At 69.8% G+C, this 24,102-nt stretch carries 29 protein-coding genes; 19 read left to right on the top strand and 10 right to left on the bottom strand.

Annotation, left to right across the window (positions count from 1 at the left end; all coding sequences use genetic code 11):
• The first annotated feature begins 39 nt into the window (after positions 1-39).
• Positions 40-597: a peroxiredoxin gene (locus ACODSY_RS01315; RefSeq protein WP_488949821.1), complete on the top strand. Its 558-nt coding sequence runs from the start codon at positions 40-42 to the stop codon at positions 595-597.
• A 119-nt stretch (positions 598-716) separates the two neighbouring features.
• On the top strand, positions 717-1,253 hold the full coding sequence (gene ahpD, locus ACODSY_RS01310; RefSeq protein WP_488949820.1) for an alkylhydroperoxidase, AhpD family: 537 nt from the start codon (positions 717-719) through the stop codon (positions 1,251-1,253).
• 43 nt (positions 1,254-1,296) lie between these two features.
• Here ahpD and pdxR read toward each other — a convergent pair whose 3' ends face one another.
• Positions 1,297-2,751, bottom strand: a complete 1,455-nt coding sequence (pdxR, locus tag ACODSY_RS01305; RefSeq protein WP_488949819.1) for a MocR-like pyridoxine biosynthesis transcription factor PdxR — start codon at positions 2,749-2,751, stop codon at positions 1,297-1,299.
• A 94-nt stretch (positions 2,752-2,845) separates the two neighbouring features.
• Between pdxR and ACODSY_RS01300 the strand changes: the two genes are divergently transcribed.
• Positions 2,846-3,073 (top strand): hypothetical protein, encoded by a 228-nt coding sequence (locus tag ACODSY_RS01300; RefSeq protein ID WP_488949818.1) that lies wholly within the window; start codon positions 2,846-2,848, stop codon positions 3,071-3,073.
• Positions 3,070-3,804, top strand: coding sequence for a pyridoxamine 5'-phosphate oxidase family protein (locus ACODSY_RS01295; RefSeq protein ID WP_488949817.1), 735 nt, complete (start codon positions 3,070-3,072; stop codon positions 3,802-3,804). The genes ACODSY_RS01300 and ACODSY_RS01295 overlap by 4 nt, the downstream gene beginning before the upstream one ends.
• Here ACODSY_RS01295 and ACODSY_RS01290 read toward each other — a convergent pair.
• Positions 3,780-4,304 (bottom strand): SRPBCC family protein, encoded by a 525-nt coding sequence (locus tag ACODSY_RS01290; RefSeq protein ID WP_488949816.1) that lies wholly within the window; start codon positions 4,302-4,304, stop codon positions 3,780-3,782. The two genes, ACODSY_RS01295 and ACODSY_RS01290, sit on opposite strands and share 25 nt — an antisense overlap.
• Positions 4,305-4,319: 15 nt before the next feature.
• Positions 4,320-5,171 carry a glutamate racemase gene (locus tag ACODSY_RS01285; RefSeq protein ID WP_488949815.1) on the bottom strand — a complete coding sequence of 284 codons (852 nt, stop codon included), beginning with the start codon at positions 5,169-5,171 and terminating at the stop codon, positions 4,320-4,322.
• A gap of 127 nt (positions 5,172-5,298) precedes the next feature.
• Between ACODSY_RS01285 and ACODSY_RS01280 the strand changes: the two genes are divergently transcribed.
• Positions 5,299-6,681, top strand: a complete 1,383-nt coding sequence (locus ACODSY_RS01280) for an alpha/beta hydrolase family protein (protein WP_488949814.1) — start codon at positions 5,299-5,301, stop codon at positions 6,679-6,681.
• On the opposite strand, the gene ACODSY_RS01275 is transcribed toward ACODSY_RS01280, so the two are convergent.
• Positions 6,678-7,217 carry a methylated-DNA--[protein]-cysteine S-methyltransferase gene (locus ACODSY_RS01275; RefSeq protein WP_488949813.1) on the bottom strand — a complete coding sequence of 180 codons (540 nt, stop codon included), beginning with the start codon at positions 7,215-7,217 and terminating at the stop codon, positions 6,678-6,680. The genes ACODSY_RS01280 and ACODSY_RS01275 overlap by 4 nt on opposite strands.
• A gap of 109 nt (positions 7,218-7,326) precedes the next feature.
• On the opposite strand from ACODSY_RS01275, the gene ACODSY_RS01270 reads away from it, so the two are divergent.
• From ACODSY_RS01270 to rimM, 4 genes are all read left to right on the top strand, one after another.
• On the top strand, positions 7,327-7,575 hold the full coding sequence (locus tag ACODSY_RS01270; RefSeq protein ID WP_488949812.1) for a hypothetical protein: 249 nt from the start codon (positions 7,327-7,329) through the stop codon (positions 7,573-7,575).
• 306 nt (positions 7,576-7,881) lie between these two features.
• Entirely contained in the window at positions 7,882-9,396 is a 1,515-nt protein-coding gene (gene ffh / locus ACODSY_RS01265; RefSeq protein ID WP_488949811.1) for a signal recognition particle protein, read from the top strand.
• A 24-nt stretch (positions 9,397-9,420) separates the two neighbouring features.
• Positions 9,421-9,960 (top strand): 30S ribosomal protein S16, encoded by a 540-nt coding sequence (gene rpsP, locus ACODSY_RS01260; RefSeq protein ID WP_488949810.1) that lies wholly within the window; start codon positions 9,421-9,423, stop codon positions 9,958-9,960.
• An 11-nt stretch (positions 9,961-9,971) separates the two neighbouring features.
• On the top strand, positions 9,972-10,478 hold the full coding sequence (gene rimM / locus ACODSY_RS01255) for a ribosome maturation factor RimM (RefSeq protein WP_488949809.1): 507 nt from the start codon (positions 9,972-9,974) through the stop codon (positions 10,476-10,478).
• On the opposite strand, the gene ACODSY_RS01250 is transcribed toward rimM, so the two are convergent.
• Together ACODSY_RS01250 and ACODSY_RS01245 are read right to left on the bottom strand one after the other, a co-directional pair.
• Positions 10,479-11,354, bottom strand: a complete 876-nt coding sequence (locus ACODSY_RS01250; protein ID WP_488949808.1) for an acyl-CoA thioesterase — start codon at positions 11,352-11,354, stop codon at positions 10,479-10,481.
• 66 nt (positions 11,355-11,420) lie between these two features.
• Complete coding sequence (locus ACODSY_RS01245) at positions 11,421-12,311, bottom strand: acyl-CoA thioesterase (protein ID WP_488950149.1); 891 nt, start codon at positions 12,309-12,311, stop codon at positions 11,421-11,423.
• 84 nt (positions 12,312-12,395) lie between these two features.
• On the opposite strand from ACODSY_RS01245, the gene ACODSY_RS01240 reads away from it, so the two are divergent.
• From ACODSY_RS01240 to rplS, 3 genes are read left to right on the top strand one after another with little or no spacing between them, the layout of a single operon-like run.
• On the top strand, positions 12,396-12,998 hold the full coding sequence (locus ACODSY_RS01240) for a hypothetical protein (protein ID WP_488949807.1): 603 nt from the start codon (positions 12,396-12,398) through the stop codon (positions 12,996-12,998).
• A 39-nt stretch (positions 12,999-13,037) separates the two neighbouring features.
• The gene (gene trmD / locus ACODSY_RS01235; RefSeq protein ID WP_488949806.1) at positions 13,038-13,748 is read left to right on the top strand and encodes a tRNA (guanosine(37)-N1)-methyltransferase TrmD; all 711 of its coding nucleotides are present in this window, start codon (positions 13,038-13,040) and stop codon (positions 13,746-13,748) included.
• Positions 13,749-13,768: 20 nt separating this feature from the next.
• The gene (gene rplS / locus ACODSY_RS01230; RefSeq protein WP_488949805.1) at positions 13,769-14,182 is read left to right on the top strand and encodes a 50S ribosomal protein L19; all 414 of its coding nucleotides are present in this window, start codon (positions 13,769-13,771) and stop codon (positions 14,180-14,182) included.
• A 71-nt stretch (positions 14,183-14,253) separates the two neighbouring features.
• On the opposite strand, the gene ACODSY_RS01225 is transcribed toward rplS, so the two are convergent.
• Complete coding sequence (locus tag ACODSY_RS01225; protein ID WP_488949804.1) at positions 14,254-14,739, bottom strand: hypothetical protein; 486 nt, start codon at positions 14,737-14,739, stop codon at positions 14,254-14,256.
• Between the two features lie 122 nt (positions 14,740-14,861).
• Here ACODSY_RS01225 and ACODSY_RS01220 point away from each other — a divergent pair, with 122 nt between their 5' ends.
• Positions 14,862-15,749: a LysR family transcriptional regulator gene (locus ACODSY_RS01220; RefSeq protein WP_488949803.1), complete on the top strand. Its 888-nt coding sequence runs from the start codon at positions 14,862-14,864 to the stop codon at positions 15,747-15,749.
• Positions 15,750-15,835: 86 nt separating this feature from the next.
• Here the strand turns inward: ACODSY_RS01220 and ACODSY_RS01215 are convergent, their stop codons facing one another.
• On the bottom strand, positions 15,836-16,243 hold the full coding sequence (locus ACODSY_RS01215) for a GFA family protein (RefSeq protein ID WP_488949802.1): 408 nt from the start codon (positions 16,241-16,243) through the stop codon (positions 15,836-15,838).
• A gap of 51 nt (positions 16,244-16,294) precedes the next feature.
• Here ACODSY_RS01215 and ACODSY_RS01210 point away from each other — a divergent pair, with 51 nt between their 5' ends.
• Entirely contained in the window at positions 16,295-18,325 is a 2,031-nt protein-coding gene (locus tag ACODSY_RS01210; protein WP_488949801.1) for a PAS domain-containing hybrid sensor histidine kinase/response regulator, read from the top strand.
• A gap of 96 nt (positions 18,326-18,421) precedes the next feature.
• Here the strand turns inward: ACODSY_RS01210 and ACODSY_RS01205 are convergent, their stop codons facing one another.
• The gene (locus tag ACODSY_RS01205) at positions 18,422-19,315 is read right to left on the bottom strand and encodes a LysR family transcriptional regulator (protein ID WP_488949800.1); all 894 of its coding nucleotides are present in this window, start codon (positions 19,313-19,315) and stop codon (positions 18,422-18,424) included.
• A 36-nt stretch (positions 19,316-19,351) separates the two neighbouring features.
• Entirely contained in the window at positions 19,352-19,624 is a 273-nt protein-coding gene (locus ACODSY_RS01200) for a hypothetical protein (protein WP_488949799.1), read from the bottom strand.
• A gap of 126 nt (positions 19,625-19,750) precedes the next feature.
• On the opposite strand from ACODSY_RS01200, the gene leuC reads away from it, so the two are divergent.
• The 5 genes from leuC to leuB are packed head-to-tail and all read left to right on the top strand — an operon-like array spanning position 19,751 to position 24,004.
• A complete protein-coding gene (gene leuC / locus ACODSY_RS01195; protein WP_488949798.1) occupies positions 19,751-21,160 on the top strand; it encodes a 3-isopropylmalate dehydratase large subunit in 1,410 nt (469 codons plus the stop codon).
• 9 nt (positions 21,161-21,169) lie between these two features.
• Entirely contained in the window at positions 21,170-22,024 is an 855-nt protein-coding gene (locus ACODSY_RS01190; RefSeq protein ID WP_488949797.1) for a VOC family protein, read from the top strand.
• A complete protein-coding gene (gene leuD, locus ACODSY_RS01185) occupies positions 22,024-22,635 on the top strand; it encodes a 3-isopropylmalate dehydratase small subunit (protein WP_488949796.1) in 612 nt (203 codons plus the stop codon). Before ACODSY_RS01190 ends, leuD begins: the two co-directional genes overlap by 1 nt.
• A complete protein-coding gene (locus ACODSY_RS01180; RefSeq protein WP_488949795.1) occupies positions 22,632-22,934 on the top strand; it encodes a putative quinol monooxygenase in 303 nt (100 codons plus the stop codon). Before leuD ends, ACODSY_RS01180 begins: the two co-directional genes overlap by 4 nt.
• 17 nt (positions 22,935-22,951) lie before the next feature.
• Complete coding sequence (gene leuB / locus ACODSY_RS01175; RefSeq protein WP_488949794.1) at positions 22,952-24,004, top strand: 3-isopropylmalate dehydrogenase; 1,053 nt, start codon at positions 22,952-22,954, stop codon at positions 24,002-24,004.
• The last annotated feature ends 98 nt before the right edge of the window (positions 24,005-24,102 follow it).

The following is a 24,102-nucleotide window of genomic DNA, read 5'->3' as shown; positions in this document are numbered from 1 at the left end:
CCTCCCCCTGTGGCCGCCCTTACATTTTAGGAGAGTTGTATGCTGGGTGTTGGCCAGACGCTGCCCGATTTCAAGGTTGTGGGCGTGAAGCCCAAGTTCATGCGTCACGAGGAAAACGGCGAGAGCGCCTTCGAGACCATCACCAAGGAGAGCTTCCCCGGGAAGTGGAAGGTGATCTTCTTCTATCCGAAGGACTTCACCTTCGTGTGCCCGACCGAGATCGCCGAGTTCGCCCGCCTGAACCGCGAATTCGCCGACCGTGACACCGTCGTCCTCGGCGGCTCGACCGACAACGAGCACTCCAAGCTCGGCTGGCGCCGCGAGCATCCGGACCTGAACGAACTGGCGATCTGGAACTTCGCCGACAACTCCGGGAAGTTCGCCCGCGACCTGGGGGTGCTGAACGAAGAAGAAGGCGTCGCGCTCCGCGCCACCTACATCGTCGATCCCGACAACGTCGTGCAGCACGTCTACGTGACGAACCTCAACGTCGGCCGGAACCCGCAGGACACCCTGCGCGTCCTCGACGCGCTGCAGACCGACGAACTCTGCCCGTGCAACCGCTCGGTTGGCGGCGAAACCCTGAAGGCCGCGTAAGCGACGCTTCCCTGGGCCGCGTAAGCACACCGCGCGGTCCAGTGCTGGCCGGGGGCGCTCCCCTTCTCTCCCCCAAAGAGCGCCCCCGGTTTTTTCATCTGAACTTTCCGGAGACCACCATGTCCCTCGACGCCCTGCGCGACGGCCTGCCCGCCTATGCCAAGGACATCAGCCTGAACCTCGGCAGCCTGGCCTCCGAGACCGTCCTCACCGACCAGCAGAAGTGGGGCGCCTTCGTCGCCTCGGCCCACGCCGTGGGCACCCCCGCCGTGGTGAAGGCGATCGAAACGGCTGCGGACGCCGCCGGCCTGTCCGCAGAAGCCAAGGCCGCAGCCAAGGCGGCCGCCGCCATCATGGGCATGAACAACGTCTACTACCGCTCGCTGCACCTGCTCTCGAACGGCGAATACAAGACGCTGCCGGCGCGCCTGCGGATGAACGTCCTGGCCAACCCGGGCGTGGACAAGGCCGATTTCGAGCTGTGGTCGACCGCCGTGTCGGCCGTGAACGGCTGCGGCATGTGCCTCGACGCCCACGAGGCCGAGCTGAAGAAGCACGGCGTGCCCACCGCCAACATCCAGGCGGCGCTGCGCATCGCGGCCGTGGTCAATGCCGCGAGCCGCGTGATCGCGGCGGAGACGGCGCTGGCGGCCTGATCTCTTCCGCTCATCCCGGCGAAGGCCGGGATGAGCGGAGTTTCTATCGTTCCAGCACAGCGGCCAGGCGCGCGACGCCCGGATCCATGGCCTTCGGCGGGAAGCCGGTGAAGCCCAGCAGCAGGCCCTGGCGCGGCGACGCCTGGTGATAGAGGGGGCTGATCGCACGCGCGGTCACCCCCTTTTTCATGGCCGCCGCCTCGACGTCCAGATCGCGGCGGCCATCCTTCAGATAGGCGATCAGGTGCATGCCCTGGTCTGGGACGTCCACGTCCAGCACATGGCCCAGGCGCTTCTGCAGCGCCTCGGCGAGCGCGTCACGCTGGGCTTTATAGGCCAGGCGGCGGCGGCGGATGTGGGCGGCGAACTGGCCGCTCTCCAGGAAGTCCAGCGCAATGGCCTGGGTGAGCGTCGGCGGCTGGCGGTCCGCCAGGCGGCGCAGGCCCGCAAAGGCCTGGACCAGCGGCTTCGGCGCCACCAGGTAGCCCAGTCGAAGGCCGGGAAAGAGCGACTTGTTGAAGGTGCCCACGTAGATCGTGCGTTCGCCGCCATCCAACCCCTGTAGCGACGCCAGCGGCGCGCCGGCGTAGCGGAACTCGGAGGCATAATCGTCCTCGAGGATCCAGGCGCCCGCCGCCCGCGCCCAGGCAACCAGCTCCAGCCGCCGGCCCATCGACATGGCCACGCCCAGTGGAAACTGATGGGAAGGCGTCACGAAACAGGCCCTGGCGTCCGACGCGGCGGCGATGCCCGCCTGCACCACCAGCCCGGAGCGGTCCACGGGAACGGCCACGCCCTCGGCCTGGGCGGCCAGCAGCGCCTGCCAGGTGTTGGCGTAGCCTGGATCCTCGAGCCAGACCCGGTCGCCCGGCTTCAGCAAGAGCCGAACGGCCAGGTCGACAGCATGCTGAGCGCCGGCGGTGACGATCACCTGCTCGGCCTCGCAGACCACCCCCCGCGCCGCGCGCAGGTAGTCGGCGATGGCGGCGCGCAGGCGCTGGTCCCCGGCCGGCTCGCCGTAGCCGAAATGAGCGGCGGACAGGGTCCGCAAGGCCCGGCGCGTGGAGACCGACCAGGCGTCCTGCGCCCGGGCGTCCATCAGGGTGCGGCCGTTGGAGAAGGTCTGCGGCTCCAGCGAGGGCGCGTGCGCCATGATCTCGGCCAGGCCCAGCGCCCGTTCGGGCATGGCCGGCGGCGCGGCGACGGGCGCGGGCGTCGGGGTCGTCAGGTCCAGCACGCCCGACAGGTCATCCGAGACATAGGTGCCCGAGCCGGTGCGGCCCTGGGCGTAGCCTTCGGCCAGCAACTGGTCGTAGGCCGCCACCACCGAGGCCCGCGCCACACCCAGCCGGAGCGCCAGGTCGCGGCTGGACGGCAGGCGGCCGCCGGGCTTGAGAGCCCCCGCGTGGATGGCGCTGCGGACCTGGTCGTAGACCTGGCGGATCACCGGCCGGCCGGCTTCGGGCGCAGCCCAGGGATAGATGTCGGCCCAGCTCATGCCGCCCCCGAATGGTCTGTCCAGATTGTGCGAAGTGGACCTGTTTAGCAGACCACACAAGGCGTAGCTCGCCAATCTCAGAAAGGAGGCGGCCATGCCCGACACCCCGTTCCATCCGACGATCGACACGCTGCGCCGCCTCGCCGTCAGCACCCTGGCCTACGCCGTAGCGGTGGCCGTCGTGGCGACGGCGCTCCCTGCGATCCTCATGCCCTCGCCGGTGGTCCGGCTGCTCCCAGAGCCGCCGCCGGTCGTGGCGCGGGTCCCCGTCACGCCCCCACCGGCGGGACCCGCGCCCAACCCCGCGCAGGCCACGTCATGAGCCCGCCGGACGACGGAGCCGCCGCCTTCACGCCCACCGACCGCTCGCGCGTGCGCCGCCGGCCCCAGCGGGCGCGCTACGATGAGGCCGCGGTCTATTCGGTGCTGGACGCCGGGGTGATGGCGCACGTGGGCTATGTCATCGACGGCCAGCCCTTTGTGACGCCCACGGCCTATTGGCGCGAGGGCCGCAAGCTCTACTGGCATGGCGCGGCGGCCAGTCGGATGTTGGCCACTGTCGCCGAGGGCGCGCCGGTCTGCGTCACCGTGAGCTTTCTGGACGGCTTCATCGTCGGCCGCTCGGGCATCATGCATTCGCTGAACTACCGCTCGGTGATGGCCTTCGGCCGCGCGCGGCTGATTCGCGACCTCGGCGATGTCCGCGCCGCCATGGACGCGTTCATCGACCGGCTCTACGCGGGCCGGCCGCTCAAGCTGCGGCCCACCACCGACGACGAACTCCGCCGGATCACTCTGGTCGAGATGGAGATCGAGGAAGCTTCGGCGAAGGCGCGCAACGACGGCCCCGGCGACCTACCCGCGGATGAGGGCTGGCCGGCGTGGTGTGGCGTGTTCCCGGTCGAGACGCGGATCGGCGCGGCCCTGCCCGAACCCAGCATGGGATCGGGCGGCCCACCGACGCCCGACCTCGCGCCCTACCGCGAAGGCGCCCGCCTGGACGAGGCGCTCAGCGCCGCCGCGCGCGTTCAGGGCTTGCCGGTCTCCACGTAGCTCTTCAGCCGCTTCACCGCGCCGCCGATGACCCCGTCCACGGCGGGCGCGATGGAGACGATGAAGTCCCGCGCCCCGCCGACGTTGTACGTCGTGGTGAGCTCGGTTCCGCCATCCTTGGCCTTGAGGTTGAAGGCCAGCGCGGCCGAGACCCCTTCATCCTGCAGCGGACCCAGAGCCGCATCCACCCGGACCAGCTGGTTCGGGATCACCAGTTCCACGACGCCATGACGCACGCTTCCACCGCCCGGCAGGGTCTCGCAGAAGCAGTCCGTCGCCTTCAGGGGCATCGTCATGTTCGAGGCCTTGCCGGAGTAGCTGTGGGCGCCGTCCCACCACTGGCCGATCTCGCCCAGCGCCCGGAAGACCTTGTCGGGCGGCGCGGCGACCTGCTGCACGAACTTCAGCCGAAAGCCGTAGGCGCCCTTGTCGACGACCTCGGCGCTTGCGTCCGAAACGAACGCCACGGCGGCGAGCGCCGCCAGGATCATGGACCGCATGCTTCTCCCCCGAAGTCAGGCCGGTTCGAAGCTTAGCGGTCCTCCCCAGAAGGTCTCAACCAGACTGTTCTGCTGGCCGGGCTGACCGGTGGTCAGAAAGCGACGAACGGCGGTCGTTCCCGGCTGGAACTCGGTATGGCGGGCGAAATAGCGCTCCAGCGCATCGGCCGTCGCGTCGGGCTGACGGATCAGCGGCGTTCCGGGCGGCAGCGCGGCCTGGAACAGGTCGGCCACGATCTCGTAGTGCGTGCAGCCGAGGATCGCCCGGTCGGGATGGCGGCCGATGCGGGTCGCCAGCGCCTTCACATGGCCCTGGATCGTGGCCGCCAGTTCGTCGCGTGGCGCATTGGTCTCGATCATCCGGGCCAGTTCAGGGCAGGGCTCGGAGAAGACGGCCACGTCCTGCCGGCGCTTGTCGATCTCGATCTCATAGACCCGGCTCTTCGTGGTCGCGGGCGTCGAGAACACGCCCAGGATCTCCAGCTTCTCGGCCTTCTCCTCGCGCCACTGGGCCTCGTGCTCCCAGGGCAGGCCGGTGGCCGCCTCGATGGTCGGCACCACGATGCCCAGGATGTTCACCGGCCGGCCCAGCTCGCGCCGGTAGCCGGGCAGCCAAGTCTGCTGCAGCCGGCGCAGGGCCACGCTCGCGGCGGTGTTGCAGGCCAGGACCACGACGTCGCAGCCTTCCTCGAACAACCGGATGCAGCCGGCCTTGGTCAGTTCGACGATCTCCTCGCCAGGCCGCCCGCCATAGGGGGCGTTGGCTTGGTCGGCCAGGTAGATGAAGTCGGCCTGCGGGAACCGCTCCACCAGCCGGTGGTGCACGGTGAGGCCGCCGACCCCGGAATCGAACACGCCGATGCTCATGTCCCGGTGTTAGCGGGCGCCGTCGACGCCGCCTAGAGGCCGCGTCGCCGCCGCACGGGTTCGCCACGCAATCCACGCGACAGCTGCATGGCGATGCGCGAACGTGGCCGGCGGAGGGCGAAGAGACATGACCCGGATCGACGCTGCGCTGCTGGCGGGCCTGCTGGCGGTGGCCGCATGGCGCCTGTGCGCGCCGCGCCTGGGCCGCGGCGCGCGCGCATTCGCCTGCGCGGCGCTCGTCCTGTTGGCCGGCGCGCAGTACGCGCTGCACGGCTTCACCTGGCAGTTCGTGGCGGGCTACGCCCTGCTGGCGGCCACCGCACTGCCGGTTCAGGCGCGGCCAGGCTGGGCGGTGCGCATTCTCGGCGCCACCGGCCTCGCGGCCTTGATGGCGGTCGCCGCGGCGTGCTGGGCAGTGCTGCCCGCGCCCGTGCTGCCCAGGCCCAGCGGCCCCTACGCGGTGGGCTCCGAGATACTGCGCTGGACCGACCCGGCGCGCCTCGAAGCCGCGACCGACGACCCGACCGACCGTCGCGCCGTCGTCGTGCAGGCCTGGTACCCCTCAGTCCCGGGCGCCGCGCGTGCAGGAGCCGCCGCCATTCCGTACCTGGACGGGCTCGGCCGCCTGCCGCCAAGCATCATGGGCGTTCCTCGCTTCGTCTTCCGGCGCTTCGGCGAAACTCGGATTTTCGCCGCCGCCGGGGCGCCGGTGTCCGCCGACCGCAGGGCCTGGCCGGTCCTGGTCTTTTCTCATGGCCACGGCGCGACCCGAGGCGTCTACACGGCGCTTCTCACCGATCTCGCCAGTCGGGGCTATGTCGTCCTCGCCGTCGACCATCCGCACGAGGCGGCGGTGACCCAGCTCGCGGACGGGCGGATCGTGGGCTTCACCCTCAACTCGGGCGACCGCGAGGGGGATCGCGTCGCCTACATGCAGCGGCAGGTTCTGGTCCGCGCCGCAGACGTCGGCTTCGTCCTGGACCAGCTCGGCCGTCCCAACGCCCTGGGCCCGGTCCTGGCGGGGCGCCTCGATCCGACCCGGGTGGCCGTCGCCGGCCATTCCTTCGGCGGGGCCACCGCGGTCCTGATCGCGGGCCAGGATGCCCGCGTGCGGGCGGCGGCCGACATCGACGGCATGCTCTATGGTGACGTGCGGGGCGAGGCTTTCCAGGGGCCGCTCCTGCTGCTCGAAAGCGAGCGGACGTCCGCGATGAGGCCCTATGCCGAGGCGACGCAGGCGGTGATGGCGCGCGTCCCCGCCAGCGGCTGGCGCTACGCCCTCGACGGCGCCGCCCACCTCAGCTTCACGGACGCGGACTTCATGCTGAGCCCCCCGGGCGCCTGGGCCGCGCACCAGGTGATCGGCGGCCCGCGCGGCGCGGCCGACACGGTGCGCACAACCGCCGACATCCTCGACGCCTTCCTGCGTGGACCGCTGAAGGGGCAGGCCAGCGACGTCGCCGCCGCCGCGGCGCGTCATGCCGGCGTGCGCGGCGGGCCGGCCAGCTAGAGCGCGAACAGGTCGGCCTGGGCCGCCGCCTTCGCGCCCTCGATCCCCAGCAGCTTCAGTTTGGTGTTCACCCCGCCGCGGGCGGAGAAGCCGCCGGGCTTGCCGCCGGCCGCGGTGATCCGGTGACAGGGCACCACGATGGGCCAGGGGTTCTTGCCCAGCGCTTGGCCGACGTCGCGGGCCAGCAGCTTATCGCCCAACTTCACCGCGATCTCGCCATAGGTCAGGGTCTCGCCGGGCGGAATGGCGCGGGCGATCTCGTAGACCTTGGCGTGGAACTCCGGCGTGCGGGACAGGTCGATGGGCGTGTCCAGCAGGTCGGGCTTCTCGCCGCGCATCAGGGCGCGGATGTCCTCGACCGTCTTGCCGAACTCGGCCGGGACCGGAGCCTCGGAGGCCTCGGGGAAGCGGCGCAGGAACGAGCGGCGCGCTGCCTCGGGGTCGGCCTCGGGCAGGTGGACGCCGACCAGGCCGTGATCGCCCCAGGCGATGCCGGCGTGGCCGATGGCGGTTTCGAAGAGGGCGTATTGGGTCATGGCGTGAAGATAGTGGCGTTCGCCGATAATCGCTGGCGGCTTTCGGACATGGATCGCACTTGATCGCGGGTTCGGGTCGGCGGCAACTGGACGCCTGCCGGAGACCGCCATGCCCCGCCTGTCCTACGTGAACGAGCGTCCCGACGAAGCCCTCGTGGTCATAGAGCCGTGGGCTCAGGCCGCGCGCGTGGCCCCTGGCGGCCGCATCGACGTCACCTTCGAAGCGGTCGCCCTCGGCTCCGGCGAAATTCGGATCAGCCACCGGGCGGAGAACGAGATCGTCATCAGCCTCGACGTCGCCCTGGTCTCGATCTCCGGCGACCGCGTGACGAACCTCGCGGCGCGGGGGGAAGATTGACGTCTCCTCTCCCAGGCGCGGCAGCGCCGTGGGAGAGGCCCAACACGCCTTGGCGGTTCTCACGGGCGGGGCGTTACCGGCGTCGCCTTGCTTGTGGCGGGTGCGACGTTGCCGCGCCGGCCCGCCGCGACGCCCCTTCCTTGACCTGAGTTCTCCACAGGCGCATAAGCGCGCCCTTCCGGCGCCAACCTTGGTCAGCGCCCTCCACCGCTACGACCCCCATCCTATATGGGACGAGAGCGGCGAGGCCCCCCGTCGACGCAATCGTCCACGGGGGTCGACCGCGTTTGGGCCATAGGTGATTGAATGTTCGACGCGCTTACAGATCGGCTGACAGGGGTTTTCGACCGGCTTTCCGGTCGTGGCGTGCTGTCTGAGAAGGACATCGACGAGGCGATGCGCGAGGTGCGCGTGGCCCTGCTCGAGGCCGACGTCGCCCTGCCGGTCGTCCGCGACTTCATCGCCAAGGCCAAGGAACGCGCCACCGGCGAGGCGGTGATCCGCGCCGTGAAGCCGGCCGATCAGGTGGTGAAGATCACCTATGACGGCCTGGTCGAGATGCTGGGCGGCGAGGGCGAGGCCGAGGGCCTGAACCTCTCGCTGAACCCGCCGACCGTGATCCTGATGGCCGGCCTGCAGGGCTCGGGCAAGACCACCACCGCCGGCAAGCTGGCGCTGCGCCTGATCCGCGAGCGCAAGAAGGTCCTGCTGGCCTCGCTCGACACCCGCCGCCCGGCCGCCATGGAACAGCTCGGCATGCTGGCCGAGCAGGCCGGCGCCAACTTCCTGCCGATCGTGGCCGGCCAGTCGGCCCCCGATATCGCCCGGCGCGCCATGCAGGCCGCCAAGCTGCAGGGCTTCGACGTCCTCATCCTCGACACCGCCGGCCGCACGACGATCGACGAGGCGATGATGAGCGAGGCGGCCGAGATCGCGAAGATCTCGTCGCCGTCCGAGACCCTGCTGGTCGCCGACGCCCTGACCGGTCAGGACGCGGTGCGCACCGCCAAGGCCTTCCACGAACGCCTGCCGCTGACCGGCCTGGTGCTGACCCGCGCCGACGGCGACGGCCGCGGCGGCGCCGCGCTCTCGATGCGCGCCGTCACCGGCCTGCCGATCAAGTTCCTGGGCGTCTCGGAGAAGATCGACGGCCTGGACGCCTTTGACGCGGGCCGCGTGGCCGGCCGCATCCTGGGTCGCGGCGACGTCGTCGCGCTGGTCGAGAAGGCCGCGCAGGAACTGGACATGGCCAAGGCGGAAGCCACGGCCAAGAAGCTCGCCAAGGGCCAGTTCGACCTCGACATGATGGCCGACCAACTCGCCCAGATGAAGCGCATGGGCGGGATGGAAGGTATGATGGGCCTGCTGCCCGGCGTGGCGAAGATGAAGAAGCAGATCAGCGAGAGCGGTCTGACCGACAAGACCTTCGACCGCCAGATGGCGATCATCTCCTCGATGACCAAGGCCGAGCGCAAGAAGCCCGACATCCTGGCCGCCTCGCGCAAGCGCCGCATCGCCGCCGGTTCGGGCGTCGACGTGGCCGAGGTGAACCGGCTGCTGAAACAGCACCGCCAGATGGCCGACGCCTTCAAGTCCCTCAGCAAGAACGGCGGCAAGGGCTTCGGCCAGATGGCCAAGATGCTGGGCGGCGGCAACATGGACATGGGCGCCCTGGCCAAGATGGCCGGCGGCGGGCAGCAGCCCACGCCCGAGCAGCTCGAAGAGATGGCCGCCAAGCTCAAGCAGATGCCCGGCGGCCTCCCGAAACTTCCCGGCCTCGGCGGCGGCCTGCCGCCGGGCTTCAATCCCTTCAAGAAATAGACTGAAAGACCAAGGACTTAGACCATGCTGAAGATTCGTCTCGCCCGTGGCGGCGCCAAGAAGCGCCCCTACTACTCGATCGTCGTCGCCGACAGCCACTCGCCCCGCGACGGCCGCTTCATCGAGAAGGTTGGATCCTACAACCCGCTGCTGAAGAAGGATGACCCGAACCGCGTCGTCCTGAAGGTTGAGCGCATCCAGGAATGGATGGCCAAGGGCGCCCAGCCGACCGACCGCGTCGCCCGCGAGCTCGGCAAGCTGGACCTGGTGAAGTGGGAAGCCGGCAACAACCCGAACAAGGGCAAGCCGGGCAAGAAGGCCACCGAGCGCGCCGAGGAGAAGGCCCAGAAGGAAGCCGACCGCGCCGCCGCCGCCGCTGAGGCCGCCGCCAACCCGCCGCCGGCCGAAGAGCCGGTCGCCGAGGAAGCTCCGGCTGAAGCCGCCGCTCCGGAAGCCGCTGCCGAAGAGGCTCCGGCCGCCGAAGCCGCCGCCGAGGAAGCCCCTGCCGCCGCTGAAGAGCCGGCCGCCGAAGCGCCCGCCGCCGAAGGCGAAGAGCAGGCCTAAGGTACGGCTGGGTGAGCACTGATCTCATCCAGGTGGGCCGCGTCGCGGGCGCCTTCGGGGTCCGCGGCGAGGTCCGCATCACCAGCTTCACGGCCGAGCCGCTGGCGCTGTTGGATTACAGGGACTTGAAGCGTGAGGACGGCTCGACCGGACTCACGCTGACCTCCGGGCGCGCCGCCAAGGGCGGGATCGTCGCCCGCGCGAAGGAAATCGAGACCCGCGAGCAGGCCGAGGCCTTGCGCGGCCTCAAGCTCTACATCCCAAGGGACGCCCTCCCCGAGCCAGACGAGGACGAGTTCTACGTCACGGACCTGATCGGGCTGTCGGTCGTCGACAGGGCCGGCGAGCCGCTGGGCCAGATCAAGGCGGTCCAGGACTTCGGCGCTGGCGACCTGCTTGAGATCGCGCCCGCCGAGGGCGGCGCCACTTGGTACCTCCCCTTCACCCGCGAGGCCGTCCCCGAGGTGCGGATCGCCGATGGCGTGGTCGTGGGCGTGAAGCCGGACGAGGTGGAGTAGCTAGGCCTTCGCCTTCGGCTTCCGCATCCGCATCAGCCCTTCCTGGGCGCAGCTCGCCACCAGGGCGCCGTCGGACGCGCGATAGATGTAGCCCAGGTTGAAGCCGCGGCCGCCCGACGCCGACGGGCTCTCCTGCACGTACAGGTGCCACTCGTTGAAGTTCGTCTCGCGGTGGAACCACATGGCGTGGTCCAGGCTGGCCGACTGGAAGCCGGGCGTGCGCCAGCTCACCCCGTGCGGCCGGATCGCCGTGCCCAGCAGGCTCATGTCCGAGGCGTAGGCCAGGATCACCTGGTGCATGTGCTGATCTTCGCCGATCGGATGGCGCGCGCGGAACCAGACCTGCTGGTGGGGCTCACGTGGCTCGGGCGCCGCCACGTCGAACCGGCCGCCCACGGTCCGCATCTCGATCGGCTGCTCGCGGTCGATCCAGTCCAGGTCCTCGGGCGGTGCGTCGGCCCGAAACCGGCGGCGGACCTCGGCGTCGTCCTCGACCGCGTCCCATCCCGGCGCGTCGGGCATGTCCGACTGATGTTCGTAGCCGTCCTCGGCCACTTGGAACGAGGCGGCCAGGTTGAAGATCTGCTGCCCGTGCTGGACGGCGATGACCCGCCGGGTGGTGAAGCTGCCGCCGTCCCGCGACCGGTCCACCTCGAAGACGATCGGGATCGAGGGGTCGCCGGGCCGGATGAAGTAGCAGTGCAGCGAGTGGCAGACGCGCTCTTCCACCGTCTCGTAGGCCGCCAGCAGCGACTGGGCGATCACCTGGCCGCCATAGATCCGCTGGCGCTGCTCCTCGTCGGGCGTCGTGCCGCGGAACAGGTTCACCTCAAGTCGCTCCAGCTTGAGCGTTTCGGCGAGCGTCTGGCCGGTCATGGCGTCCCCGGATGCTGCAATTGCGAAGGCGCGTGCCTTACGCCGGGGGCGTGGGCCTGTGAAGCGCTACTTGGCGGTCTTCATCCGCAGCAGCCCCTCCTGGGCCACCGAGGCGACCAGCGTCCCGTCCTCGGCGAAGATCTGGCCGCGGATCAGGCCCCGCCCGTCCGAAGCCGATGGGCTGTCGTGGACGTAGAGGTGCCACTGATTGAAGTCGCTGGGCGTGTGGAACCACATGGCATGGTCGAGGCTGGCCGACTGGAAGCCCGGCGTCTGCCAGTGCACCCCGTGCGGGCGCATCGCCGTCGACAGCAGGTTCATGTCCGACGCATAGGCCAGGATCACCTGATGCATGTGGGCGTCGTCGCCAATAGGGGTGCGGCAGCGGAACCAGTTCTGCGCCACCGGCTCCTTGGGCTTGCCGTCCATCCAGTACGTGCGGGCGTCCTGGGATCGCATCTCGATGGGAGGCGTCCGCGAGAGCCAGCGCTTCGCCTGCGCGGGCGCGTCCTTCATCAGCTCGCGCATGACGTCCATCTGGTCGGGCAGTTCGCGCCAGTGCGGGCCCGCGGGCATCGGGGCCTGGTGGCTGAACCCCTCCTCCGGATCCTTGAACGAGGCGGCCAGGTTGAAGATCTGCTTGCCGTGCTGGACGGCCACCACGCGCCGCGTGGTGAAGCTGCCGCCGTCGCGTGAGCGGTCCACCTCGAAGACGATCGGCACGGTCGGATCGCCGGGCCGGATGAAATAGCAATGCAGCGAGTGGCAGACGCGCGCCTCGACCGTTTCGTAGGCCGCCAGCAGCGACTGGGCGATAACCTGGCCGCCGAAGATGCGCCCCGGCGAATTGTCGGGCGTGGTGCCGCGGAACAGGTTCTCCTCGATCCGCTCCAGCTGCAGCGTCTCGACGAGGGTCTCGTCCTGGCCTTCGGTCTCGGGGGCGTCGGTCTGGCTCATGCGGCGGCGATTACGCTGCAGGCGGTCCATCGGCAAGGCGCAGGCGCCTTGCGCGCGTCCGGCGAGCACCGTCATCTACACGCAATGGGAGAGAGCCCGTACATCCGGCCGGTGTGGCGCACGCCGCTCGCCGCGTGCCTCGCGGCCTGGATGGCGCTCGTGGTGGCGGGCCTGCTGGGCGCGGCGCGCCTTATGGAGGTGACGCCCCCCGCCATCGCCCCGGTGCTGGTGGCGGTCGTCTACGTCCTCCCCCCGCCTATCCTGCTGGTCTGGAGCTTCTGGACCATGTTGCGGGAGCCGATCACCGGCTGGCTCGCGCCCTCGGTGCTGATGGCCTTCTGCGGCGGCCTGATCCCGGCGTTCGCGCCGCTGTACGAGGCCGGCGTCCGGCTGAACTTCGAGGCGCGACGCCCGGTCTACGAGACGATCGCCGCCGAGGTGCGGGACGGCCGGATCGGCGGACGGCCCAATCCGCGCGGCTGGATCTCCGGTGAGCGCGACGGGGTGCGTTACCGCTTCCGCCCGACCGACCGCGGCGCGATCGACTTCAACTGGACCCGCGCCTACGGCTTCACCGCCGGCGTCCGGTACGACGACACCCCCTGCATCAGTCGCAGGGGCGCGCTCTGCATCGACCGCGGCGAGCGCCTGGAACAGCGCTACACCTACTACGCCCGGTTCTTCTGAGGCTTGACGCGCGGCCGCTGAACAGCGCTTTCACCGCCGATGTCGTTCGACTGCACTGTCCTGACCATGTTCCCGGACGCGTTTCCGGGGCCGCTGGGCGTCTCCCTGATCGGGACGGCGTGGCGAGAAGCCGCGCTCTGGACCTTGGAAACAGTGGACATTCGAGCCTTTTCCACAGATAAGCGCGGCTTCCTCGACGACACCCCCGCGGGTGGCGGTCCGGGGCAAGTGATGCGGGCGGACGTGATCGCCTCTGCGCTGGACAGCGTGGAGCGGCGCGAACGGCCGCTTTTGTACATGAGCGCCAGGGGTCGGCCCCTTACCCAGGCGCGCGTTCGTGAGTGGGCCGCCGGACCGGGACTCATCGTCCTGTGCGGGCGGTTCGAGGGGGTGGACCAGCGGGTGCTCGACGCCCGGGGGTTCGAGGAGGTCTCCGTCGGAGACGCGGTTCTCGCCGGCGGCGAGGCGGCGGCGATGGTGGCGATCGAGGCTTGCGTAAGGCTGGTGCCCGGCGTTTTGGGGCAGGCCGAGAGCCTCAGTGAAGAAAGCTTCGAGGACGGCCTCCTCGAGCATCCGCAGTACACGCGACCGCGGACGTTCGAAGGGCTCGACATCCCCGAGGTCCTGCTTTCCGGCCACCACGCGGACATCCGCAAGTGGCGCCAGGCGAAGCGGGAAGAGACCACGCAGGCGCAGCGGCCGGACTTGTGGGCGCGGCGACCCGCCAATCAACAGGCAAAGGGCGACTAAGCCCAGTAAGGACGAAGACGATGGCTGCCAATATTATCGAGACCCTTCGCAAGGAAGAAGCCGACCGCCTGCTGGCGACGCGCAAGATCCCCGAGTTCCGCCCGGGCGACACCGTCCGCGTGAACGTGAAGATCAAGGAAGGCGATCGCGAGCGCGTTCAGGCCTACGAGGGCGTCTGCATCGCCCGCGCCGGCCAGGGCGTCGACGAGAACTTCACCGTCCGCAAGATTTCGTTCGGCGAGGGCGTGGAACGCGTGTTCCCGATCCTGTCGCCGAACATCGACTCCATCGAGGTGAAGCGCCGCGGCGTCGTGCGCCGCGCCAAGCTGTACTACCTGCGCGACCGCCGCGGGAAGTCGGCCCGGATCGCCGAGCGCCAGATGAGCGCCGCCGCTCCCAAGGAAGACGCCGCCCCGGAAACCACCGAGGGCTGATCCCCTTCCAGGGACGAGACAAGGAAACGGCGGCTGGAGCGATCCAGCCGCCGTTTTCGTATGCGCGGGGCTCAGGCCGCGACCGGCGGCGGGCCGGCGGCCAGCGCGGCGCGCCATCCCCCAGACGTCATGGCCGTGAGGTACTCGGCCTGCATCTCGGGCGTCAGCACCTCGATCATCAGCCGGTCCTCCAGCCAGACCTCGATGACGCCGAAGGCGTCGCCGCGCTTACGGTACTTGCACGTCCAGCCTTCGTCGGCCGCGATGGCCATGACCTCGGCCTGGGTCAGCGGAGAGGCGATGGCCACGTGGGTCGCCGAATACTGCTGCGGGACCGGCGCGATGCGGCCGTCCGGATCGGCGTCGCCGTTTCCCGGCATCAGTTCGACGCCGCGCGGATAGATCTCGACCGCCGAGTTGCGGTGGTCGCCGGCCATCACGATGACCGAGCCGTCGCCGACCGGCGGGAACGGCAGCAGCTCGCCGCGCCACAGGCGGGCGATGGCGGCGCCGACGCGCTGGGGCTCGTCGGCGTCGATGGAGAAGTGGAAGATCATGTGGGCAGGTCCGTTGTCGAAGGTGGCGCGAACCTAGGCAGCGGCGTCCGGCCCCGAAATCCGCGATGTTGCGGACCTGGGCTGCAGGAATGCAGTGTGCGGCGACGACGTCGGGAGGTCGCATGGATTGGGATGACATCCGCTTCTTCCTCGCGGTGGCGCGGACCGGCAGTACGGTCGCCGCCGCGCGCGCGATGGGCGTGAACCAGACGACGGTGGCGCGGCGCATCTCCGAACTCGAGGCCGACCTGGGCTCGCCGCTCTTCGAGCGCAGCCGCGACGGCTATCGCCTGCGGCCGGGCGCGGACGCGCTGCTCGACGCCGCCGCCCGTGTCGAGGAAGAGGTCAAGACGTTCGGCGAGTTGGCCGCCGCCATGAGCCGCGGCGTCGATGCGCTCAAGGTCACCACCAACGAGCCGCTGGCCAACCTGATCCTGGCGCCGGCCATCCGCGTCTTCCGCGAAAGCCACCCGCATGTGCGGATCGACCTGGTGATGGGTCCGCAGCAGCTGGACCTCGCCCGGCGCGAGGCCGACATCGCGCTGCGGGCGGCGCCGATGCCTACCGATACGTCGCTGATGGGCCGTCGCGTCGGCGACGCGCACTGGGCGGTCTATTGCAGCCGCGACTATGCCCGCTTCAACGGCGCGCCCCGGACGGTCGAGGATCTGACCGACCACCCGCTGCTTGTTCTGCCCGACGCCAGCGGCCGGCGCCTGGGCGAGATCTCGACGCCGCGCAGCCTGGAACAGCGCGCGACGGCCAACGAGATGGTCGTGGCGGTGCGGGCGGGCCTCGGCGTGGCCAGCCTGCCCTGCGTCGTCGGCGACGTGCTCGCCGATTTCGAACGCTGCTTCGTCCAGCCCGAACCCGTGACCCCGATCTGGCTGATCTATCACGAGCGGCTGAAGGGCGCCCCGGAAGTCCGCGCCTTCCTCGACTGCGTGATCGAACACACCCAGGCGGCCCGCGACCGCCTCCGCGGCGCCGTCACGCCGGCCATCGCCTAGGGTCGATCGACACTCGGAACGGGGCGCGCGGATCCCCCACCTCACCCGCAGGGGGGGATCAATCGGGCTCCAGATCCTCGGTCGCCCTAGCCCGGCACGAAACCCTGCGCGAACCGCGGCAGGCCGTCGTCGATCGACAGCCAGGGCAGCTTCGCGCTGACCCAAATATGCACCTCCGGCCGGATCGCATCCGGTTCGTCCAAGGTGGCGAGCGAGACGCCGATGCGCGCCGGCGCGTCCTTCGGCTCCGCGAACATCGGGGTCCCGCAGCGCGCGCACGACAGGCGATCGACCCGCGGCGACGTCGACCAGCGCGTCACCTCGCCCGACCACGCCAACACGCTCTCCAGGAAGATCGCCCGCGCGAAGAACGGCCCGCCGGTCGCCCGCTGGCACAGCCGGCAGTGACAGACGCGGACGTTGGCCGGCGCCGCCGTGGCCCGCCAGCGCACCTGGCCGCACAGGCAGCCGCCCTCGTACAGGGGATCGCTCATCGGCGGATAGAAGCGAGCCGCCTCGCAGCTTGCAAGGATTGGCGCCGCAGGATGTCGCCCGTGGGCCCGGCGTCCTTGCGTTCGGTCAAGGTCGCGCCCTGGCAGGAGATGATGCTGCTCTCAACCGTTGCGGTGCGGGCATTGATTACCCACGAGATCCTCGACAGCATTGGGGACGCCATCTACGCGCTGGATGACGCTTGGCGCTTCACGTTCTTCAATCACGAGGCGGAGCTGTTCTTCGGTCGGAGCCGAGCCGAGGTGCTCGGGCGCACCGTGTGGGACTGTTTCCCGGCGGCGAGGGGCACCGAGCTCGCAGCGGCGCTTGAACGTGCGATGGAGCGCCGCGAACCACTTCACCTAAGCGTCTTGAGTCCGACGACGAAACTTTGGACGGACACGCGCATCTTTCCGCTGGCGCAGGGCGGTGTCGCCGCAAGCTGGCGCGACGTCACCGACGAGCGGCGCCGAGAACAAGATCTCGCAGCGATGGCCGAGGGCCGCGACCGGGCCGCCCGCGAACTGCGCACCATTATCGACCACGTACCCGCGATGATCGCCTATTGGGATCGCGACCTGACCTGCAGATTTGCCAACGACAGATACCTGGAGTGGTTCGGCCGCCCTGCCGAACGGATGGTAGGCCTCAGGATCCAATCCCTGATGGGAGAGGAACTCTTCCGTCGGAACGAGCCCTTCATCCGCGGCGCTCTGGCCGGAAAGCCCCAGACCTTCGAGCGGGATCTGCGGAAGCCTTCCGGAGAGGTCGGGCACACTTGGGCGCAATATATTCCCGACGTCGACGACCAGGGCGTGGTCCATGGCTTCTACGCCTTGGTCACTGACGTGAGCCCCCTGAAGGCGACGGAGGAGCTTCTCAGGGAGACGAACGCCGCCTTGCAGGTCGCTCGCAGGACGGCCGAGGCGGCGACGGCCGCCAAGAGCGCCTTCCTGTCGAACATGAGCCACGAACTCAGGAATCCGCTCACCAGCATCATCGGCTACGCCGAACTGCTCGCCAAGCACCGCGCCAATTTGGACGAGACCCAGGGCAAGTACCTGGAGCGAATCTACGATGCGAGCACCGCCCTGCTCTCGACGATCAACGAGGTCCTCGACTACTCGAAACTGGAGGCCGGCCAGGTAGAAATCGAGCCGCGCCCGACAGACCCGCTCGCGCTCGGACGCCAAGTGCTCGAGATGTTCGAACCCGCGATGGAAAAGAAGGGGCTGGACTACAGCCTCGAGGCTGTGGACGCGCCAGCTCTGGTGCTTGTCGACGATACCCGGCTTCGCCAGATCCTGGTCAATCTCGTGGGCAATGCCGCCAAGTTCACCTCCGCCGGCAGTATCGCCCTTCGATGCGCCTATGATCGCGCCGCGGGCGCGCTCAGGTACGAGGTCACCGACACGGGTCCCGGCATGCCCGCCGATCAGCTGGATCAGCTGTTCCAGCGCTTCTCACAGCTCGACGTCTCGACCACCCGGAGGTTCGGCGGCACGGGTCTGGGTCTGGCGATCTCCAAGGGCCTCGCCGAGGCGATGGGCGGCGACATTGGCGTCTTGAGCATCGCCGGCGAGGGCAGCTGCTTCTGGGTCCAGATTCCTTGCGACCTCGCCGACCAACCCGCTCCGCCGGAGCCGTCTTCGGGCGACCAGGAGACGCTGATGCGGCGGCTCGATGGGCTGCGGCTGCTCGTGGTGGATGACGAGCCATTGAACCGCGACTTGGTGCGCAAGATGGTCGAGCCGTTCGGGGTCGTGGTGACCGAGGCGGCTGGCGGCGCCGAGGGGGTCACGGAGGCGAGATCGCATCCCTTCGACGTGATCCTCATGGACATCCGCATGCCCGGCATCGACGGGGCGACGGCGGCGCAGCTGATGCACACCCCGGCGGGACGGAATGCCGGCACGCCGATCGTCGCCTTCACGGCGGAAGCGTCGGCTTCGCCGCCGCCTTGGCGCGGCGTCTTCGACGGGGTGCTTCAGAAGCCGATTGTTTCCCGCGACCTGCTGGCCCAGTTGGCCTCGCTGAGAGCGGAGCGGGAAGCTGACATCTCGCGGCAGGCGTCATCCGACTAGCGGAACGCCCTTCATAGGTCGCCTCGCCTGGGCTTGTTCGTCGCGCAGTGCCGGGCGAGAACTGAGCACCGAGACACCTCGCAAACTCACGATGCCTCAGTCTGGCCGCGCGGCGTAGGCGCCCAATTCCTGGACCAGGTGGTCGAACATCAGCCGCATGCGCGGGCTGCCGCGCAGGGTCTCGTGCATGCAGATCCACATATCCAGCTTGAACGAGAACTTGTCGTGCATGACCGGCGTCAGCCCGAACCGCTTGCCCAGCTGGATCTGGCAGGCGCCGATGCCGAAGCCGGCGCGCAGGGCTGCGAACTGGGCCACGTCGCTGTCGGTGCGCAGGGCGAACAGGTCGCGGCTTATGGGCCGGTCCAGCGCCAGGTCGTTGACCAGGTCGGGAATGTCGCGGTCGTAGCCGATCAGGTTGTGCTCGACCAGCTCGTCGAAGGTCGTCGGCGTCCCCTTGCGGTCGAGATATTCGGCGGTGGCGTAGAAGGCGATGGTCAGCTCGCCCACCTTCTTCGCCACCAGGCTGTTCTGGGTGGGCCGCTGCATCCGCACGGCGATGTCGGCGTCGCGGCGGGTCAGATCCTCGATCTTGTTGGAGAGCGCCAGTTCCACGTCCACGCCCGGGTTCTTCTGGCGGAAGCGGCTCAGGACCTGGGGCAGCACCTCGACGCCGATGACCTCGCTGGCCGCCACGCGGACGATCCCACCCTCGCCGCTGGCCACGCCGGAGGCGTCGCGCCCGGCGGCCTCGGCGGCGGCCGACATGTCGGCCAGGTGCGGCCGGAACGACAGGGCGAGGTCGGTGGGCTTCAGGCCCCGCGGGCTGCGCAGGAACAGCGGCGCGCCGAGCTGGCGCTCGAGCTGGTCGATGTGGCGGCCCAGGGTCGGCTGGGTCAGGCGGCGCAGGCGCGCGGCCGCCGAGAAGCTGCCCGCCTCCAGCACCGCGTGCAGGCTCTGCAGAAGGTCCCAGTCAAGCTTCCCAGGCATACGCGCCTGAATAGCCCTTTCGCCGTCTACGGCAAGTCAGGGCTCGTCGTAGACGATCAGCCAGCAGCCATAGCGATGGGCGCCCGCCAGCGCGTCGCGGAAGTCCTCGGGCATCGCGCCCGCGTCGATCACCTCGGCCGTCCGCAGCACTTCGGGCTGCGTGAAACCGTCGCGCACTGTCTCGCGGACCGCCGTCGCCTCGGCCTCCGCCATGTCCGCGGCCTTGGCGAAGGCGAGGACGGTCAGCCTCGTTCCGGCCTCCCACGCGTGAAGCGTGACCACGAAAACCCCGGCCGGCGCGTCGTCCATGCCCCCGTATCCCGCGATCCGCGCAAGCGCAGAAGAGGCTTCGGGATTTTCATTACTTAGCATTCTAATGATTTGATGCGTCGCAGCACTAGACGCACCGGCCTCCTCGGACCTACATGCACGGCCATGTCCGGCAAGACCCTCTACGACAAGATCTGGGACGCGCACGTCGTCGACACGCAAGACGGCGAGGCCATCCTCTACATCGACCTGCACCTCATCCACGAGGTGACCACGCCGCAGGCCTTCGCCGGGCTCCGCGCCAACCGCCGCCCGGTGCGCCGGCCCGACCGCACGCTGGCGGTGGCCGACCACAACGTGCCGACCGAGGGCCAGGCCCTGGGCGTCGACGCCGTGGCCGACGAGGAGGCGCGCCTGCAGCTCCAGACGCTCGCCAAGAACGTCGAGGCCTACGGCATCGAATTCTTCCCCATGGGCGACATCCGCAACGGCATCGTCCATGTGGTGGGGCCGGAACAGGGCCGCACCCAGCCGGGCATGACCATCGTGTGCGGCGACAGCCACACCTCGACCCATGGCGCGTTCGGGGCCCTGGCCCACGGCATCGGCACGTCCGAGGTCGAGCACGTCCTGGCCACCCAGACGCTGCGCCAGAAGAAGGCCAAGAACTTCCGCGTCCGGATCGAGGGCGAGCCCGCTCCCGGCGTCGGCGCCAAGGACTTCGCGCTGGCCGTGATCGGCGAGATCGGCACCGCCGGCGGCACCGGCTACGTCATCGAATACGCCGGCTCGGCGGTCCGCGCGCTGTCGATGGAAGGCCGCATGACGCTGTGCAACCTGACCATCGAGGGCGGGGCGCGGGCCGGCCTGGTCGCGCCCGACGAGACCACCTTCGACTACCTCAAGGGCCGGCCGGCCACGCCGAAGGGCGGCGCCTGGGAGATGGCGCTGGCCTACTGGAAGACCTTCTTCACCGACGAAGACGCGGTCTTCGACCGCGAGATCGTGCTGGACGCCGCCAAGATCGCGCCCACCGTCACCTGGGGCACGAGCCCCGAGGACGTGGTCGCCATCACCGGCACGGTCCCCGACCCCTCCAGCTTCGACACGCCCGACAAGCGCGCCTCGGCCGAACGAGCCCTGGAGTACATGGGCCTCAAGGCGGGCCAGCCGATCACCGAGGCCAAGGTCGACGTGGTCTTCATCGGCTCGTGCACCAACAGCCGCATCGAGGACCTGCGCTCGGCCGCCAAGATCGCCGAAGGCCGTCGCGTCGCCGAAGGGGTCCGCGCCATGATCGTGCCGGGCTCGGGCCTGGTCAGCGCCCAGGCGGAGGAGGAAGGCCTCGACGAGATCTTCAAGGCCGCCGGCTTCGAGTGGCGCGAGCCAGGCTGCTCGATGTGCCTGGGCATGAACCCCGACAAGCTGACCAGCGGCCAGCGCTGCGCGTCGACTTCGAACCGCAACTTCGAGGGCCGGCAGGGCCGCGGCGGCCGCACCCATCTGATGAGCCCGGCCATGGCCGCCGCCGCCGCCATCGCCGGCCACATCGCCGACGTGCGGGACTTCCTGTGAGGGTCTCCCGTGATTAGGGGCCTGGACCACGTCGCCTATGTGGTTCGCGACCTGGACGCGGCCATCGACGGCTATTCGCGCCTGCTGGGTGTCACCCCCGACTGGATCGGCCGGGGCGGCGGCGTCCGCCAGGCCTGGTTCCAGTTCCCGAACATGGCCCTGGACCTGATCGCGCCCGAGGGCGAGGGGCCGTTCGCCGACGGCGTGCGGGCCCAGCTCGACGCGACAGGCGAAGGCCTTTGGGCGCTCGCCTTCGCCAGCGACGACCTGGCCGGCGACGTGAAGCTGATGAACCGCCGAGGCATCCCCGCCAGCGATCCGGCGCCCGTCAGCACCACCGCCGACGACGGCGCCGTCCGCCACTGGCAGGGCAGCCGCCTCGACCCCGCCGCCACCGGCGGCCTGCGCATCCTGCTGATGGCCGAGACCTCCCCGCCCTGGCCGCTGGCCCCGCCGTCGGGCGACGCGCCGGTCACCCAGCTCGACCACGTGGTCATCGTGACGCCGAATGTCGACCGGGCGCTGGCGATCTACGGCGCCAAGCTGGGCCTCGACCTGCGGCTGGACCGCGAAAACCCCAAGTGGAACGCCCGCCAGCTGTTCTTCAAGGCCGGGAACTCGGTCATCGAAATGGGGGCGAAGATCGGCGCGCCTCCCACCGACGAGCCCGACCGGTCGGGCGGCCTGGCCTGGCGCGTGGCCGAGCCGTACGCCGCCCAGGCCCGCATCGCCGCCGCCGGCTTCGACGTCTCGGAAGTCCGCACCGGCCGCAAGCCCGGCACCCACGTCTTCACCGTCCGCGACGCCCCTGCCGGCGTCCCGACGATCCTGCTCAGCGCCGAACCTGCTCTGGAAACCGCCTGATGGAAGCCTTCACCCGCCTCGACGCGGCCGCCGCGCCCCTGCCGCTGGCCAACATCGACACCGACCAGATCATCCCGAAGCAGTTCCTCAAGACGGTGGAGCGCGCGGGCCTGGCGAAGGGGCTGTTCTACGAATACCGCTTCGACGAGCAGGGGAAGGAGAAGCCCGACTTCGTCCTGAACCAGCCGGCCTACAAGGGCGCGGGCGTGCTGATCGCCGGCGACAACTTCGGCTGCGGCAGCTCGCGCGAGCATGCCCCCTGGGCCCTGATGGACTTCGGCATCAAGGCCGTCGTCTCCACCAGCTTCGCGGACATTTTCTACAACAACTGCTTCCAGAACGGCCTGTTGCCCGTGGTGCTCAAGGCCGAGCAGGTCCAACAGCTCATGGACGAGGCCCGCGGCGGCAACCACGTGGTCTCGATCGACCTGGAAGGCCAGACCGTGACCTCGCCCTCGGGGGCCGTCTTCACCTTCGAGATCGACCCGCAGCGCAAGCAGAAGATGCTCCAGGGCCTGGACGCCATCGGCGAGACCCTGCAGGCCGCGCCCTCCATCGACCTCTACGAGCAGAAGCGCGCGCTGGACCGGCCTTGGCTGGAGCGCGCATGAGCGTCCTGATCGCCGGCACGGTGCGGATCCCGCCCGAGAAGCTGAGCGCCTTCCGGCCGCACATGGACGCCATGCTGGCGGCCAGCCGCGCCGAGGAGGGCTGCCTGACCTATTCCTATGCCGTCGACGTGCAGGACCCCGGCCTGATCCGCGTGTTCGAGGCCTGGCGCGACCAGGCGGCCATCGACGCCCATTTCCAGGCCGCCCACATGGCGGAATGGCGGGCCGCCGGCGCCGAGTTCGGGGTTTCGGACCGCCGCCTCACCCTGTACGAGGTCGCCTCCGAACGGCCGCTCTAGCTTCTTAAGGACTACCGATGACCGACCTGCTGCTCCTGCCCGGCGACGGAATCGGGCCGGAAGTGACGCGCGAGGTGCGCCGCGTGGCCGAGGCGCTGACGCCCGACCTCACCCTCGACGAGCGCCTGTTCGGCGGCATCAGCTACGACACCCACGGCGTCCCACTGACCGACGAGGCCCTGGCCGCGGCGAAGGCCGCCCGCGCCGTCCTGATGGGCGCCGTCGGCGGACCCCAGTGGGCCAATGCCCCGCGCGACAAGCGCCCCGAGGCCGGCCTGCTGAAACTCCGCGCGGAAATGCACGTCTTCGCCAACCTGCGCCCGGCGCTCTGTTTCGAGGCCCTAGCCGACGCCTCCAGCCTTAAGCGCGAACTGGTCGAAGGCCTGGACTTCATGATCGTCCGCGAGCTGACGGGCGGCATCTACTTCGGCGAGCCACGGTTCATCGAGGACCTGCCCGGCGGCGGCAAGCGCGCCGTCGACACCCAGGTCTACACCACCGCCGAGATCGAGCGCGTGGCGCGCGTCGCCTTCGAACTGGCGCGCGGCCGCCGCAACAAGGTGCACTCGGCCGAGAAGTCCAATGTGATGGATAGCGGCCTGCTCTGGCGCCAGGTGGTCACCGACCTGCACCAGCGCGAGTACGCCGACGTCCAGCTCGAGCACATCCTGGCCGACAACGCGGCCATGCAGATCGTGAAAAACCCCAAGCAGTTCGACGTCATGGTCACCGACAATCTGTTCGGCGACATCCTGTCGGACGCGGCTGCCCAGCTCACCGGCTCGCTAGGCATGCTGCCCTCGGCCGCCCTGGGCGTGGCGGGGACCCCGGGCCTGTACGAGCCCATCCACGGCTCGGCTCCCGACATCGCCGGCCAGAACCTGGCCAATCCGCTGGCGGCGATCCTGTCGTTCGAGATGGCCCTGCGCTGGTCGCTGGACCGCCCGGCCGAGGCCGACCGCCTGTTCGCCGCGGTCGAAAAGGCCCTGGAGAACGGCGCCCGCACCCGCGACCTGGGCGGCGCCCTCACCACGAACCAGATGGGCGACGCGGTCCTGGCGGCGCTCTGAACGAACGCGCCGCAGGCGCTGTCTTTTGAACCACGAAAGGCACGAAAAACACGAAAGCCTGGCTAGCACGGCACCTTTCGTGCCTTTCGTGTTTTTCG

It is taken from the genome of Phenylobacterium sp. FG114 (assembly GCF_057809855.1).
The sequence above is the reverse complement of the archived record's forward strand: the minus strand, read 5'-3'. Positions and strand labels throughout refer to the sequence as shown.